This is a genomic window from Pyxidicoccus fallax (assembly GCF_012933655.1).
GTDB lineage: Bacteria > Myxococcota > Myxococcia > Myxococcales > Myxococcaceae > Myxococcus > Myxococcus fallax.
Genome location: NZ_JABBJJ010000072.1, coordinates 29,329 through 42,970 on the forward strand (window position 1 = coordinate 29,329; position 13,642 = coordinate 42,970).

Sequence of the window (13,642 nt, forward strand, 5' to 3'; positions counted from 1 at the left end):
GACGATGAGAGCACGTAGGACACAGGCGGTGACGAGCGCGGCGATGGCGATGCTCCTGTTCGGCCCGACGGTCGCGGGCGCGGTGAGCCAGCGGCTGCGGTACCGGTTCGACACGGCGACCAGCCCGGTGACGACCGTGGTGGACGACAGCGGCAAGGGCCACACGGGCACGGTGCACTCGGCCAACGGGGGCACGGTGTCGACCGTTCCGGGCTACGAGGGGCTGGGCGTGCGGTTCCCCGCGGTGTGTTCGGGAACGGGCTGCCCTCACGCCGACATCACCACCCCGGACGCCGCCGACCTGAACCCGGGGACCGCCCCATTCACCTTCGGCGCCAGGGTCCGCCTCACGCTCGCGGACCTGAGCGCGGACCACGGCTCCAACATCGTGCAGAAGGGGCTCTACAACACGCCGCAGTGGAAGCTGCAGCTCGATGACGCCGTCACGGGCAGGCCAAGCTGCGTGCTGCGCACCACGGGCGGCGCCGACGCCATCGTCGTCAAGGCGTCGGTGGGCGTGGCGGATGGCGCCTGGCACAAGGTCTCCTGCCAGCGCACCAGCTCCACGGTAACCATCTTCATCGACAACATCGCCCGGGGCAGCGCGCTCATCTCCGCCACCTACGACATCAGCCCCGTCGGGCAGCCCGTCAGCATCGGCGCCAAGGGCACGGGCACCAACAACGACCAGTTCCACGGCGCCATCGACGACGTGTACTTCAACCTCGATTGATTCGGCCGCCGCGCGCCGGGCCCTCGCAAGAATCCGGAGCAAGAACCGGGCTGCTCTCGCGAGGGCCCTCCCCTATCCGTAGCGACGCGATGGGCGCGCTTCAGCGCCCATCACCACGGATGGGAGAACCGGCATGACGACGCAGCTGATTGAGTCCCTGGCGAAGTACCACCTGCTCGGCCAGACGGGCCTGCGGGTGAGCCCGCTGGCGCTGGGCACCATGACCTTCGGCCCCGACTGGGGCTGGGGCAACACCGAGGAGGACAGCCACCGCCTCCTGGCGCGCTACCTGGAGGCAGGCGGCAACTTCATCGACACGGCGGACGCGTACACGTCCGGCTCCAGCGAGCGCATCATCGGCGACTTCTTCGCGAAGCACGGCGGCAGGGACCGCGCCGTCATCGCCACCAAGTTCTCCGCCAACACCTCTCCCGGAGACCCCAACGCGGGCGGCAACGGGCGCAAGAACATCCTCCGCGCGCTCGAAGGCTCGCTGCGCCGCCTGAAGACGGACTACGTGGACGTGTACTGGCTCCATGTCTGGGACGGCCTGACGCCCGTGGAGGAGGTGATGCAGACGCTCACCGGCCTCGTGCGCGAGGGCAAGGTCCGGTACCTCGGCCTGTCCGACGTGCCAGCGTGGTACTTCGCCCGCGCCCAGACACTGGCGGAGCGCCACGGCTGGGAGCGGATCGCCGCGCTGCAATTGGAATACTCGCTCGCGGAGCGCAACATCGAGCGCGAGCACCTCCCCGCCGCGCTCGCGCTGGGCGCCGCGATGACCCCGTGGAGCCCGCTGGCCGGTGGGCTCCTCACCGGGAAGTACACCCGCGAGGGCGCCAGGCCCAAGGGAGACGGGCGCGCCCACGCGCTCCTGGCGAGCGGCAACCCCGTGGCGGACAAGTTCCTCCAGGAGCGGCCCTGGGCCATCCTCCAGGAGCTGCTCGCGGTGGCGAAGGAGGTGGAGCGCTCGCCCGCGCAGGTGGCGCTCAACTGGGTGGCCACGCGCCCGGGCGTGGTCTCCACCATCATCGGCGCCAGCCGCCTGGCGCAGCTCGAGGACAACCTGCGCGCGCTCGACTTCACCCTGCCCCCCGCGCTCGCCGCGAGGCTGGAGGCGGCGAGCCGCCCCGAGCGGGTGCACCCGTACGTCTTCTTCGAGGACCCCTTCTTCACGCGGGGGATGCTCGCGGGCGGCACGACGGTGCGCGCGGAGCCGGCTGGCTTCCGCGGGCCGCTCCAAGCGCCCTGAGGCGCGGCCTACCGGGCGCTCTCGACGGGGACCCACCCTCCGTTGGGGATGAACGGCACCGGGGCCTCGGTCTCCGGCCCGGCCAAGAGGTGCGGGCCGGCCGAGGCCGCGCAGATGACGCCGAGGCAGTCACCCGCACCGTTACTCCGCGCGACGTTGCCGCCCCCGTCAATGACGCCCGGCGCGTTGATGCCCCAGCCCTGGTTGCCCAGGGCCATGTTGCCGGCCACGGTGAGGGTGCCGGGGTACGTCACGAGGAGGCCGTCGCCCCGGTTGCGCAGGAAGCGGTTGTCGCGGACCTCTCCGGTGAGCGAGGGCGGGTAGTAATCCGAGGGCTCGGCCACCCACAGCCCGCTCCCGTTGTCCCACCATTGGGTGCGCCGCACGTCCAGCGTCCTCACCCGGGCCTCCAGGCCCGTGCCGTTGCCGACGACCCACGAGTCGCGAATCACGAGGTTGAGCGGCTCCCAGGCCCGCCTTGTCTCGGGAGCGAGGGCGCCGTTGTCCGCGATGACCGTGTCGAAGAACCGCGCCTCGGAGCAGGCGCCGTAGCCGAACTCCCCGAGCGGAACCTCGCCCACGACGCCGTTGCGCCACAGCAGGCTCGACCGGAAGGTGACGTTGCCGTAGGGGCACCAGAACACGAGCGCGTTGGATTGGAAGGTGGAACGCTCCACCTCGATGTCGTGCCAGTTCGCGCTCATCACGACCTGATTGCCGGAGAAGAGCGACGTGCGCACGACGAACGTGCCGTTGCTGGCGTCCTGCTCGCTGGTCAGCCCCACGCGGTTGCGGAGCACGCGGCAGTCCGTGAGCGTGAGGGTCGTGAAGCTGCCATAGCGGTTGTACACGGCGATCCCGTTGTCGACGAACGTGAGCCGGGTCAGCCGCACGTCCTGGCCCGAGTCGACGATGTACCCCCAGGAGAACCCGCGGATGGTGCCATTGCGCACCGTGCTGTCGGCCTCGACGAGGATGCCCTCGGACAAGCCGGTGTCCGGACCGGACCTGCGCACGGTGTGGCCTCCCAGGTCGAGCACGACGCCCGCCCCGGTGACGCGCAGCGCGGGGCCGTTGGTGCCCGGACACGCGAGGTCATGGGTGAGCCGCGTGCTCCGGGTGATGGTGTCTCCGCACCGGACCCGGAGCGCCGCGCTCCCTCCCGCGTCCGCCCACGCGGCGGATGACACCGTCAGCAGCACCGCAAGGCCCGTGGCCCTGGCGACGACCTCGCGCCCACCGCACATAGGACTCATCCTCCCGGGGCGTTTCCCGCCCATGCCAGAGAGGCTAGCCACGCGCCGCCTCTCTGCTTACCTCCCCGCGAGTGCCGGCCGCTGACCACGCGCCAACACTTCGCGGGGATGCGAGGGGAGGACGTCAGGCCTGACCGGTGAGCCGGTAGTACGCGTGGGGACGGCGCCAGCGGATGAAGGCCCGCGCGAGCGCGTGCATGTTCCACCGGCTCGGGATGCGGTCCACGACGAACCCCATGTCGTCCTTGAACTGGCTCAGCTGCGGCGACTCGGGAGCGTGGAGCCCTCCCACGAGCGTCCGCACCCTCCCGCTCCTACGGCAGAGCTGCGCGAACTCGAAGATGAGCCCGGTCGAGATGTTCGTCGGCAGCGCCCAGGTGGCGTAGTACGCGTTGAGCCCATACGCGACGCCGTCCACGGCGTATCCCGTGAGGAACCCTCCCAGCCTGCCGTCCACCAGGCCCGCGAGCATGCACCCGTAGCCCCCCTCCAGGTACCGCCTCACCTCCGTGACGAACTCCTCCTTCGAGGGCGGCCTGCGGTGGCCCGTCCGTGCGAGCGCCTCGAGCACGAGCTCATGGCCCTGCTCCACCAGGAGCTCGGAGCTGGTGAGCTGCTCGATTCGCACGAGCCGCCAGCACTTGCGCAGCTTGTTCCTGCGGTTCGGAGACAGGCTGCCGATGTCATAGCTCGCGAGGTCCTTCAGCCGCACGATGGGGACGGAGCCATTCGCGGCGCCCGCATCCTGGGGCGCCAGGGCCGCACGGTAGCCCCAGCTCAGCGGCGTCGGCCGGGTGGCCTCTTCCGGCGTCAGCGGCGCCAGCAGGTTCACCGGCTGGAAGAACCCGGGCGCCCCCACCTCCTCCCAGTAGTGCCCGGCGTGCTGGATGACGCGCGCGCCATCCTCCCTTCGATACCTCGCGAGTTCTTCTTCCGTGATGACCGGGAGGACCGCGTCAGCGACCTCCTGCAACTGAGTATTGGACATGCACCCCTCGACCTTCTCGACCACCGCTCCCAGGTGGGTCGCGAGAGGCCTTGGGGCGACTGGACGCCAAGGGCAGGAGAGTGTCCGCCCGCGAGTGCCGCCAAGTGTCCGTCGGCGAGTGCCGCCTCGTCCCCCGAACGGAGGCGCTCCAGGGCAGCTTGGAGCCGGCGTCCGCACGCTCCACCTTCCGCGGCAATCGTTGGAAGCGCCCCCTGGCGCCTCCCGGCCGTGGGGGCCGGGGGCCGGGGGCCGGGCTCCGCGAAGAAGAAGGAAGGGAGGATGTCACCAGGAATGGTTGAAAGCACTCCTGTCATGGCCGGACACGCTCCGGTGCAACGGGTCGGCGGTCCGGGACGCTCGCTCTGGTTCCGTCCGCTACTCGTACTCCTGCTGGACGCGGTCATCACGACCGGTGCGCTCTTCTGCGCGATGCTGCTGCGCTTCGATGGGCGGATGCCAACGCGGTGGCAGTGGGCGTTCCTGAACGGACTTCCCTTGCTGCTCCTGCTGCGCCTGGGCGCCCTGGTGGTGTTCCGGCTGCACCGCTGGTCGTTCAAGACCTCCGGCCTCAGCGAGGCGGGCCGGCTCATCTGCGCCAACGCGCTCGCCACGCTCGGCTTCGAGGTGCTCCAGTCCAGCGTCCTGCATACCCGGGCGCCGCTCTCGGTGGTCGGCATCGAGTTCTTCCTCACCACCGCGGTGATGGGGGTCCACCGCTATGCCCCGCGGATGGCGAGGCTGTGGTACCTCGACCGGCAGCGCGCCCGCAGGTTCGGCACCCAGCGCGCCATCATCGTCGGGGCGGGCGGCGCCGGAGACCTCCTCCTGAGAGACCTGCGCGGTGTGCCCGGCAGCCCGTGGCACGTCGTCGGGCTGGTGGACGATGACCCGGCCAAGCATGGCACCCTCCTCGGGGGAAGGCGGGTGTTCGGCCCCATCGACATGCTGCCGGAGTTGGTGAAGAAGCACCAGGTAAGCCAGGTGCTCATCGCCATCGTCAACCTGCCCTCGCAGCGCATCCAGCACATCCTCAACCTGTGCAGGAACCTGAACGTCGGGTTCAAGATCGTCCCCGCCTCGTTCATCTACCTGGACAAGAAGATCACCTCCGCGATGCTGCACGACCTCAGTCCGGAGCACCTGCTGCCCCGGAACGCCGTCTCGTTCGACCGCGAGGAGGTACACCGGCTCGTCACCGGCCGCCGCATCCTCGTCACGGGAGGCGCGGGCTCCATCGGCAGCGAAATCGCGCGCCAGGTCGCCGAGCACGAGCCCGAGTCGCTCGTGCTGGTGGACATCAACGAGAACGAGCTGTACCTGCTGGTGCGCGAGCTGCAGGAGCGCCACCCGAAGCTGCCGGTGTCGGCCGTGGTGGCGGACATCCGGGACATGGCCCGGATGATGCGCGTGGGCCGCAAGCATGCGCCGCAGTACGTGTTCCACGCCGCCGCGCACAAGCACGTGCCGCTGATGGAGGACGCGCCGGAGGAGGCCATCAAGAACAACGTCTTCGGCACCCTCAACGTCGCGCGCATGGCGCACGCCTGCGGCGCCGAGCGCTTCGTGCTCATCTCCACGGACAAGGCCGTCCACCCCTCCTCCATCATGGGCGCCTCCAAGCGGCTGGCGGAGATGGTCGTCAGGGACCTCGCGGGCCACTCCCGCACCGCCTTCACCGCCGTGCGCTTCGGCAACGTGCTCGGCTCGGCGGGCAGCGTGGTGCCCATCTTCAAGCGACAGATTCAGCGCGGCGGGCCCGTGACGGTGACGCACCCGGACTGCACCCGGTACTTCATGACCATTCCGGAGGCGGTGGGCCTCGTGGTGCTCGCGGGCCTGGGCGGCTACGGGGAGCTGTGCATCCTGGACATGGGAGCGCCCGTGCGCATCGCCGAGCTCGCCGCCAACACCATCTCCCTGGCGGGCCTGGTGCCGGACAAGGACATCTCCATCGTCTACACCGGGCTGCGCCCGGGCGAGAAGCTCGCGGAGACGCTGCTGAGCGAGGAGGAGGAGCGCACCCAGCAGATCCGCAACCGCATCAAGGTGGCGCAGAGCCCCGCGCCTCCCGCGGACTTCCACATCCGGCTGCAGCGGCTGTGGCGGGCGGCGCGCGCCGGTGACACGCCCGCCGTGACGAACACCCTGCGCACCCTCATCCCGACGTACACCCCCTCGAAGTCTCAGGGCTGAGCGTCGGTGAGCGCCTGGGCGGGCGCCGCGCGGTAGGCGGGGAAGTAACCGCTGTCCGCGCGGCCGCCCGTCAGCTGCATGTAGACCTCCGGCTGGCAGACGATTTCGTGGGTGTACAGGCGGGAGCTCGAGTTCGCGAGGCCCCGCTTGAAGGCCTCGAGCCCGTCGCCCGGCTGCATCCCGCCCCCCAGGTGCAGCGGCAGTCCCAGCTTCGTGCACAGCTCCGCCATGGCCACGAAGAGGTTCTTGGCAGGCGAGCGGGCGCGATACGCGTCCGCCGTCCCGCCGAGGTAGTAGTGGAAGACCTCGTCGCTGATGACGCACACCGCCGCCGCGGCCACCTGCCCGTCGGGGGCCCGCGTCGTCAGCAGCCACGCGGCGGGTGAGGAGAACAGCTCCTCGAAGTAGGCGTCCGAGAAGAAGTACCGCGCGTGTGCCTGGTCGCGGACCATGGTCTGCCGGTACGCCTGCTTGAAGCCCTCGCGCGCCTCGGCCGAGGCCTCGCGCGCCAACTCATACGCGCTGACGAAGCCCTCCCGCGCGTTGCGTCGCGCGTGCCGCTGGTGCATCTCGCGGAACTCGATGGGCAGGCGAGGGTCGATGAAGAACACCTCGTTGCGCTCGGTTGCCCCCGCGAAGCAGCGCGGCCCGCGCACGCGGTCCCTCACGAAAATGCTGACGAGTCCGGTGGCCGCCCAGTCCACCGCCTCCTTCGGCACCTCGCTCAGTCCCCACAGCAACCCGCCTGGATACCCATACGGAGAGACCGCGTCGCCGTGCGGCGTCCCCTCGATGGGCCGCACGATGAGCGGCAACCGCACCGACCCGCGCCCACCGCCGTCGATGACGAGCGTGTGCGTGACGCCCTCGGCGCGCAGGTGGTGCGGCGAGCGGAAGTAGTCAGCCGACCCCGCCGCCTCTCCTCCGTCCGGCATCAGCACCGCACGCAGCGTCTTCGTCATGGGCTCGCACCACCTCCGGGCGGGCAGCCCGTGCCTCGCGGTACGGGCCTCCGCCGGAATTTGGTTTGTCATCACACGTTCCATTCGCCAACGAACGCACTCCGGCGTTCCCATTGCAGAGTAGTCATCCGCGCGAGCGGAGGACTACTCCCCCAAGGACACAATTGATGTTGGACTTCTGTCGTCGAAGCACCCGTGGCCTTGCCATGTCCTCGTTCCTGGCTCTCGCTGTCACCTTCGCGATGGCGTGCGACCCCAACGCCGAGCTGGTCGACCCTGACTCCGGTCGGGTCGTCACGCCCGACGGTGATGAGGTCGCCGCCGTTGTCGATGTGAATTCGGGCGCGCCCACCGAGGACGCCGCCGGGCCGACTGGCTCGCTGGCCGACCAGGTGCCTCCCTCTGAATCCACCACCGAAGAGTCGCGGACCCTGACGGCCCAGGCGACCGCTCCGCTGCGCACCGTGGCCGCCTGGGAGCAGCTCTTCCTCGGCCGCTGGAACGCGGAGCACACCGCGGACTACCTGCCGCGCAGCAACTCGCTGGACAGCTGGCAGTTCTACAACCTGGGCTACGCCATCGACGGCAACACCGCGATGTACCGCGCCACGGGCAAGACGCAGTACATGGACCGCGCGCTCCTCTACGTCAACAACATGGTCAAGAACGCGAAGGTGTCGTCTTCGCTGCCCAAGAGCTCCTTCAAGGACTCGTACCTGGGCTGGGCCTCGGCGCGCTCCGACACCGTCGGCCAGGAAGTGCCTCTCTTCGAGAGCTACTGCTGGCGCTACGTGACGCGCATGCTGCGCGTCATCCGCGAGACGCCCGCGCTGTATGACAATCCCACCTACCGCGCGCAGTACGACAAGCTGCTGGCCTTCACGGAGAAGAACATCTTCGAGAAGTGGCACAAGCGCGGCGCCAATTCGCATATCTACCGCAACCGCACGCACATGGCGGCGCACTGGGCGTTCATCGCGATGGACCTGTCGCGCATGACCACGGACTCCACGAAGAAGGCCCAGTACCTGCAGGTCTTCAACAACGTCAACCGCGACCTGCCGAACTCCACGTCGTCGCTGCGCCAGCAGCTCAAGCCGGGCCTCACGTCCTCTGCGGCGTACTACTGGAGCGCCATCTGGGGTTCCACTGCCCGCCCGGGCCAGGATGTGTCTCATGCGAACGGTGTGATGGCCTACATCGTCGAGGCGCATGACGCCGGCATGGAGTGGACGGCCGACGACATCAGCAAGTTCACCGCCACGCTGAACACCGTCATCTGGCCCTCGGCCACGAAGTACGCCGAGTACGTGGACGGCTCCGGCGCGGGCAACGGCTGGTTCAACGACGGCCTGATGAAGCTCGGCCGCTACGACGCCAACCTCCAGCGCCGCCTGGAGGCGCACAAGGTGGGCAACAACAGCACGTTCTACGGCAACGGCGCGCTCAACGCGAAGCTGCTGGGTCAGTAGTCACGAAGCGGAGCGGCGCCGGGAACTGGTAGGCACAGGACCCGGCGCTGCCCCGCGGTGCGCTTGGCGGTTCGGCGTGGCCGCTGTGGACTGCGCGCCATGCCGAACCGCCTGCTCATCTTCAGCCCGTCCGCGTTCCAGCCCTCGGGCCACCAGCAGTCCTATCTCACCGGGTTGGGTGAGGCGCTCTCGCGGCTCGACGTGGAGGTCCACGTCCTCGGGCTGCGCGGAAGCGTGACCTATCCCCCGCCCCTCGTCCCCCACGCCGTCGGCGGGGACGCGGCGCTCGCCTCGCGCTCGGCGTACCGCGAGCGCCTGGGACGCCTGGGGGATGTCGCGTGGGGCACCCACCGGCTCCAGCGCCAGGCGAACCTGCTGAGCGAGCTGCGGCGCGTGCACCAGCACCTGGGCTCGCCGCCGCTGCTGTTCGAGACCTTCGAGTACATCTCGCTGGCGGCGCACCTGGCGCGAGCGCGCCGCCGCCACCGGCAGGTGTGCATCTTCCACGACACCAACTTCAACCTGAAGCACGCGTCGCCCGTCGCCGCCACCTACAAGCTGCTGGCGCGCCCCTTCGCGCGGCACATCCTGCGCAGCGTGGACCGGGCCTTCGTCCACGCGCCCGGCATGCGGGAGAACCTGGTGGCGAACGTGGACCCCGAGCGACGCTACATGCACAAGGTCGAGGTGCTCCCCTACGGCGCCCCCCATCCGGACCAGGTGCCGCGCATGAAGCGGGCCCAGGCCCGCGCCGCGCTGGGCCTGGACACGCGGCGCAAGGTGGCGCTCGCCTTCGGCACCCTGCGGGCGGACAAGTGCTTCCGCCTCGTCTTCGAGGCCCTGGCGCGCAGCCCGGCGTGGGAGCTGCTCGTCGCTGGCCCGGAAGGGGACGTCTCCTACCGTCAGCTCGAGGCGCTGCGCGAGCAGACGGGCCTCCAGGAGCGCGTCCGGATGGTGCCCGGCTTCATCCCCGTGGGCGAGCACGCGCGGTACTTCGGCGCCGCGGACGCGGTGCTCAACCTCTACGACGAGCACATCCGCCACGAGAGCGGCACCGCGCAGCTCGCCCGCGCCTTCCTCCGCCCCGTCATCGCGGGCGGGCCGCCCGACCTGCTCGACTACGTGCGCGAGACGGGCGCCGGCTGGGCGGTGAGTCCCCTGACGGTGGACCGGCTCGCCGAGGTGCTGGACGACGCGGCCCGGCAGGACGAGGCCGGCCGCTCCGACATGGAGCGACGCATCCACGCCGCGGCGGTGGCGCGCTCGTGGGACGCGGTGGCCAGCCGCGTCTTCCGCGCGCTGGGCGGGTGAGCGGCGCCGCGGAACTGGACAGTTGCCCCTCCTCGCCGGCCCAGGGCAGGCGAGCGCCACGGTGTGCAGGCTCCTGGACGAACCGACGGGGCCGCCGAGCCCCTTGCAGGAGGGACCCCCATGCCCCAGCGCATCTACCTGTCCTCGCCGCACCTGGGAGGGCTCGAGCGCGGCTACGTCGACGAGGCCTTCGCGAGCAACTGGATTGCCCCGCTGGGGCCCCATGTCGACGCCTTCCAGGAGGAGTTCGCCCGCTGCGTCGGAGCGCCGTACGCGCTCGCGCTGAGCTCGGGCACGGCCGCGCTCCACCTCGCGCTACAGTTGGTGGGCGTGGGCCCGGGCGATGACGTGCTGGTGAGCACCCTCACCTTCTCCGCGTCGGTGAATCCCATCCGCTACCTGGGAGCGACGCCCGTCTTCATCGACAGCGAGCGCGCCTCGTGGAACATGGACCCCGCCCTGCTGTGCGAGGAGCTGGAGGCGCGCGCCCGGGCCGGGCGGCTGCCGCGCGCGGTGGTCGTGGTCCACCTCTACGGGCAGAGCGCGGACCTGGACCCCATCCTCGCGGCCTGCGGGCGCCACGGCGTGCCCGTCGTCGAGGACGCGGCCGAGGCCCTGGGGAGCACGTACAAGGGCCGCCACCCGGGCACGCTGGGCCGCGCGGGCATCTTCTCCTTCAACGGGAACAAGATCATCACCACGTCGGGCGGAGGGATGCTCGTCTCCTCCGACGAGACGCTCATCCGCCACGCGCTCAAGCTGTCCACCCAGGCGAGAGACCCGGCGCCGCACTACGAGCACTCCGAGGTGGGCTACAACTACCGGCTCAGCAACGTGCTGGCCGCCATCGGCCGCGCGCAGCTCCGGGTGCTGGAGGAGCGCGTCGCCGCGCGGCGGGCGAACCACGCGTACTACGTGAGCGCGCTCTCCAGCCTGCCGGGAGTCACCTTCATGCCCGAGGCGCCGTGGGGACGGCACACGCGCTGGCTGACGACGGTGACCCTCGACCCGGCGCGCTTCGGCGCGGACCGCGAGGCGGTGCGGCTCGCGCTGGAGCGGGAGAACATCGAGGCGCGGCCGGTGTGGAAGCCCATGCACCTGCAGCCGGTGTTCTCCGCCTTCCCCTGCCGTGGCGGCCAGGTGGCGGAGGACCTGTTCGAGCACGGCCTGTGTCTGCCCTCCGGCTCCAACCTCACCCGGGAGGAGCTGGCCCGGGTGGTGGAGGTCGTGAGGGCGGTGCATCAGGGCCGCTGAGCCTCCTCGGGCCGCGTGCCGTTGCCCATGAACGGGTACATCAGCGCGCGGCCCTTGGGGGAGATGCCCTGGCGCTGCAGGACGCGCAGGACGGTCATCCCGAGAATCTTCGCGTCCAGCCACAGGCTCCAATTGTCCACGTACCAGACGTCGAGCTTGAAGCGCTCCGGCCAGTCCAGCGCGTTGCGCCCGTTCACCTGCGCCCAGCCGGTGATGCCCGGCAGCACGTCGTGGCGCCGCGCCTGCTCGGGGGAGTAGCGCGACAGGTACTCGATGAGCAGCGGGCGCGGCCCCACCAGGCTCATGTCGCCGCGCAGCACGTTCCACAGCTGTGGCAGCTCATCCAGGCTCGCCGAGCGCAGGAACTTCCCGGTCCGCGTCAGGCGCTGCGCGTCCGGCAGGGGCCGGCCGTCCTTGTCCCGCGCGTCGAGCATGGTGCGGAACTTCACGAGCTGGAACGTCCGTCCCCCCAGGCCCGGGCGCTGCTGGCGGAAGAAGACGGGGCGGCCCATGGACACGCGGACCGCCAGCGCCGTCACGGCCATCACCGGCGCGAGGACCAGCAGCCCCGTGGCGGCGGCCACCCGGTCCACGCACTTCTTCACCAGGAGCGCCCTCCCCGCCTGTCGCGGCTTCCGTCCGGCCAACGTCCGCGGGTTCGCGTGAGGGAGTGTCGTCCCAACCGGTCGCAACATGGTCTTTCCTCCAATGGCAGGTTCGCTTCGTGACAACGTGGCCTCCCCCTCGTCTCCCCACCACCCGTCCGCGAGACGTGGCGTGGTGTCGCGGCCCAACACCGCCCGGGACACGCGCACGGCCGCTCAGGCCACCGAGTCCGCGCCGGGCGACACCGGCGCACCGGGCACCGGGGCGCTCTCCCCACGTCCCAGCCGCCGCCAGGAGCGCAGCGCGAGCCACCCGCTGAAGCCCAGCTCCGCGAGCCAGCCCACCGACAGGGCCCAGGCCGCCCCCAGGGGGCCCGCGGAGGGCACCCACCACAGGCCCGCCAGCGCCACCACCCCGACGGAGACGACGAGCATCAGCATCTGCCCCTTCAGCTCCCGCGCCGCGGTGAGCGCGGCCTGGAGGCTCACGCCGACGTACTCCAGCGCGGCGGCCACCATGAGCCAGGTGAACAAATCGAGATTGCGCGCATACGGGGCCCCATAGAAGAGCGTCAGCACCGGGCGCCCGAGCAGCGCCGCCCCGGCGATGGCGCACACGCCCACGAGCGCCGCGCCTCCCACGAAGCCCAGCAGCGCGCGGCCATACCGGCCCGCGTCTCCCGCCGCGTGGTAGCGCCCCAGCCGGGGGCTCAGCACCTGCCCCAGGGATTGGACGACCCGGCCGCCCAGCGCCGAGAAGTACGCGAGCGCGGCGTACACCCCCAGCTCCGCCGGGCCGGCGTGGGACTCCAGCAGGTAGCGCGGGATGTTGGGCCGCAGCGAGCCCAGCAGCGCGACGATTCCCAGCACGTACGCGAGCCCCAGCAGGCTCCGCAGGCGCGTGCCGTGCTCCCGCCAGGGGTCCTGCCACAACCGGCGCCAGGGCCGCGCGCCGCCGAACTCCCTGCGGTACGCGGGCACGTCGAAGAGGAAGAGGACCAGCGCCCAGGACAGCCCCAGCGCCGCCGCCGCCACCTCCGAGCTGCCCGTGGCCCACAGCGCGAGCGCCACGAGCGCCACGGACAGCACGCTCTTGGCGATGAGGGAGCGGGCGATGAGGACCATCCGCTCCGCGCGCTGCAGGGCGCCGTAGAAGACGTCGCTGAGGCACTCGAAGCCCTTGGCCACCGCCAGCAGGGTGATGACGACGCCGGCCCGTGCGGAGTACCCCGCCACCAGCGCGATGCCGGCGCACAGCACCACGCCCCCCAGGGCGTTGAGCGCCATCAGCCCGAGGTAGTGCTCGAAGCCGTACGCCTCGCGCGCGTCGGTGGCCTGGAGCGCGCGCAACTGCATCCGCGCCATCAGCATCACCGGCGCGGAGATGGCGAGCCCGAGCGCGAACTCGCCGACGCGCTCCACCGTGCCAAGCCGCGCGAAGAGGACGAGCACGCCCCACTGGGCGAGCGCGTACACCAGCCCCGCCGAGAGCGTCCACGCGAAGTTCCTCCCCGCCGACCGGCGCCGCGTCATGCCGTGCCCACCGTGCGCTGGAGCACCTCGGCGAGCCGGATGGCCGCCGCGTCCGCGGAGAAGCGCTCCCGGCCCAGCCGCCC

11 protein-coding genes are annotated in these 13,642 nt (G+C 70.9%); 6 read left to right on the plus strand and 5 right to left on the minus strand.

Translation table 11 applies throughout. The features are described 5' to 3' along the window. Positions 1-4 precede the first annotated feature (4 nt). Both HG543_RS17265 and HG543_RS17270 read left to right on the plus strand, forming a co-directional pair. Positions 5-733: a laminin G domain-containing protein gene (locus HG543_RS17265; protein WP_169345881.1), complete on the plus strand. Its 729-nt coding sequence runs from the start codon at positions 5-7 to the stop codon at positions 731-733. Between the two features lie 133 nt (positions 734-866). After that, on the plus strand, positions 867-1,985 hold the full coding sequence (locus HG543_RS17270) for an aldo/keto reductase (RefSeq protein ID WP_169345882.1): 1,119 nt from the start codon (positions 867-869) through the stop codon (positions 1,983-1,985). Positions 1,986-1,993: 8 nt separating this feature from the next. Here the strand turns inward: HG543_RS17270 and HG543_RS17275 are convergent, their stop codons facing one another. Together HG543_RS17275 and HG543_RS17280 are read right to left on the minus strand one after the other, a co-directional pair. Further along, positions 1,994-3,241 (minus strand): right-handed parallel beta-helix repeat-containing protein, encoded by a 1,248-nt coding sequence (locus HG543_RS17275; protein WP_169345883.1) that lies wholly within the window; start codon positions 3,239-3,241, stop codon positions 1,994-1,996. 124 nt (positions 3,242-3,365) lie between these two features. Next, positions 3,366-4,229: a hypothetical protein gene (locus tag HG543_RS17280; protein ID WP_169345884.1), complete on the minus strand. Its 864-nt coding sequence runs from the start codon at positions 4,227-4,229 to the stop codon at positions 3,366-3,368. 312 nt (positions 4,230-4,541) lie between these two features. On the opposite strand from HG543_RS17280, the gene HG543_RS17285 reads away from it, so the two are divergent. Then, positions 4,542-6,422 (plus strand): polysaccharide biosynthesis protein, encoded by a 1,881-nt coding sequence (locus tag HG543_RS17285; protein ID WP_246357099.1) that lies wholly within the window; start codon positions 4,542-4,544, stop codon positions 6,420-6,422. On the opposite strand, the gene HG543_RS17290 is transcribed toward HG543_RS17285, so the two are convergent. Next, a complete protein-coding gene (locus HG543_RS17290; protein WP_169345886.1) occupies positions 6,413-7,384 on the minus strand; it encodes a GNAT family N-acetyltransferase in 972 nt (323 codons plus the stop codon). The genes HG543_RS17285 and HG543_RS17290 overlap by 10 nt on opposite strands. Before the next feature lie 206 nt (positions 7,385-7,590). Between HG543_RS17290 and HG543_RS17295 the strand changes: the two genes are divergently transcribed. The 3 genes from HG543_RS17295 to HG543_RS17305 all read left to right on the plus strand — a co-directional run bounded on the left by HG543_RS17295 (position 7,591) and on the right by HG543_RS17305 (position 11,421). Beyond that, positions 7,591-8,856, plus strand: coding sequence for a hypothetical protein (locus tag HG543_RS17295; RefSeq protein ID WP_246357100.1), 1,266 nt, complete (start codon positions 7,591-7,593; stop codon positions 8,854-8,856). 99 nt (positions 8,857-8,955) lie between these two features. Then, a complete protein-coding gene (locus HG543_RS17300) occupies positions 8,956-10,167 on the plus strand; it encodes a glycosyltransferase (RefSeq protein ID WP_169345888.1) in 1,212 nt (403 codons plus the stop codon). Positions 10,168-10,287: 120 nt separating this feature from the next. Then, on the plus strand, positions 10,288-11,421 hold the full coding sequence (locus tag HG543_RS17305; RefSeq protein WP_169345889.1) for a DegT/DnrJ/EryC1/StrS family aminotransferase: 1,134 nt from the start codon (positions 10,288-10,290) through the stop codon (positions 11,419-11,421). Here the strand turns inward: HG543_RS17305 and HG543_RS17310 are convergent. Beyond that, a complete protein-coding gene (locus tag HG543_RS17310; protein WP_343073382.1) occupies positions 11,409-12,026 on the minus strand; it encodes a sugar transferase in 618 nt (205 codons plus the stop codon). The genes HG543_RS17305 and HG543_RS17310 overlap by 13 nt on opposite strands. Before the next feature lie 216 nt (positions 12,027-12,242). Then, complete coding sequence (locus tag HG543_RS17315) at positions 12,243-13,559, minus strand: lipopolysaccharide biosynthesis protein (protein ID WP_169345891.1); 1,317 nt, start codon at positions 13,557-13,559, stop codon at positions 12,243-12,245. Between the last annotated feature and the right edge of the window lie 83 nt (positions 13,560-13,642).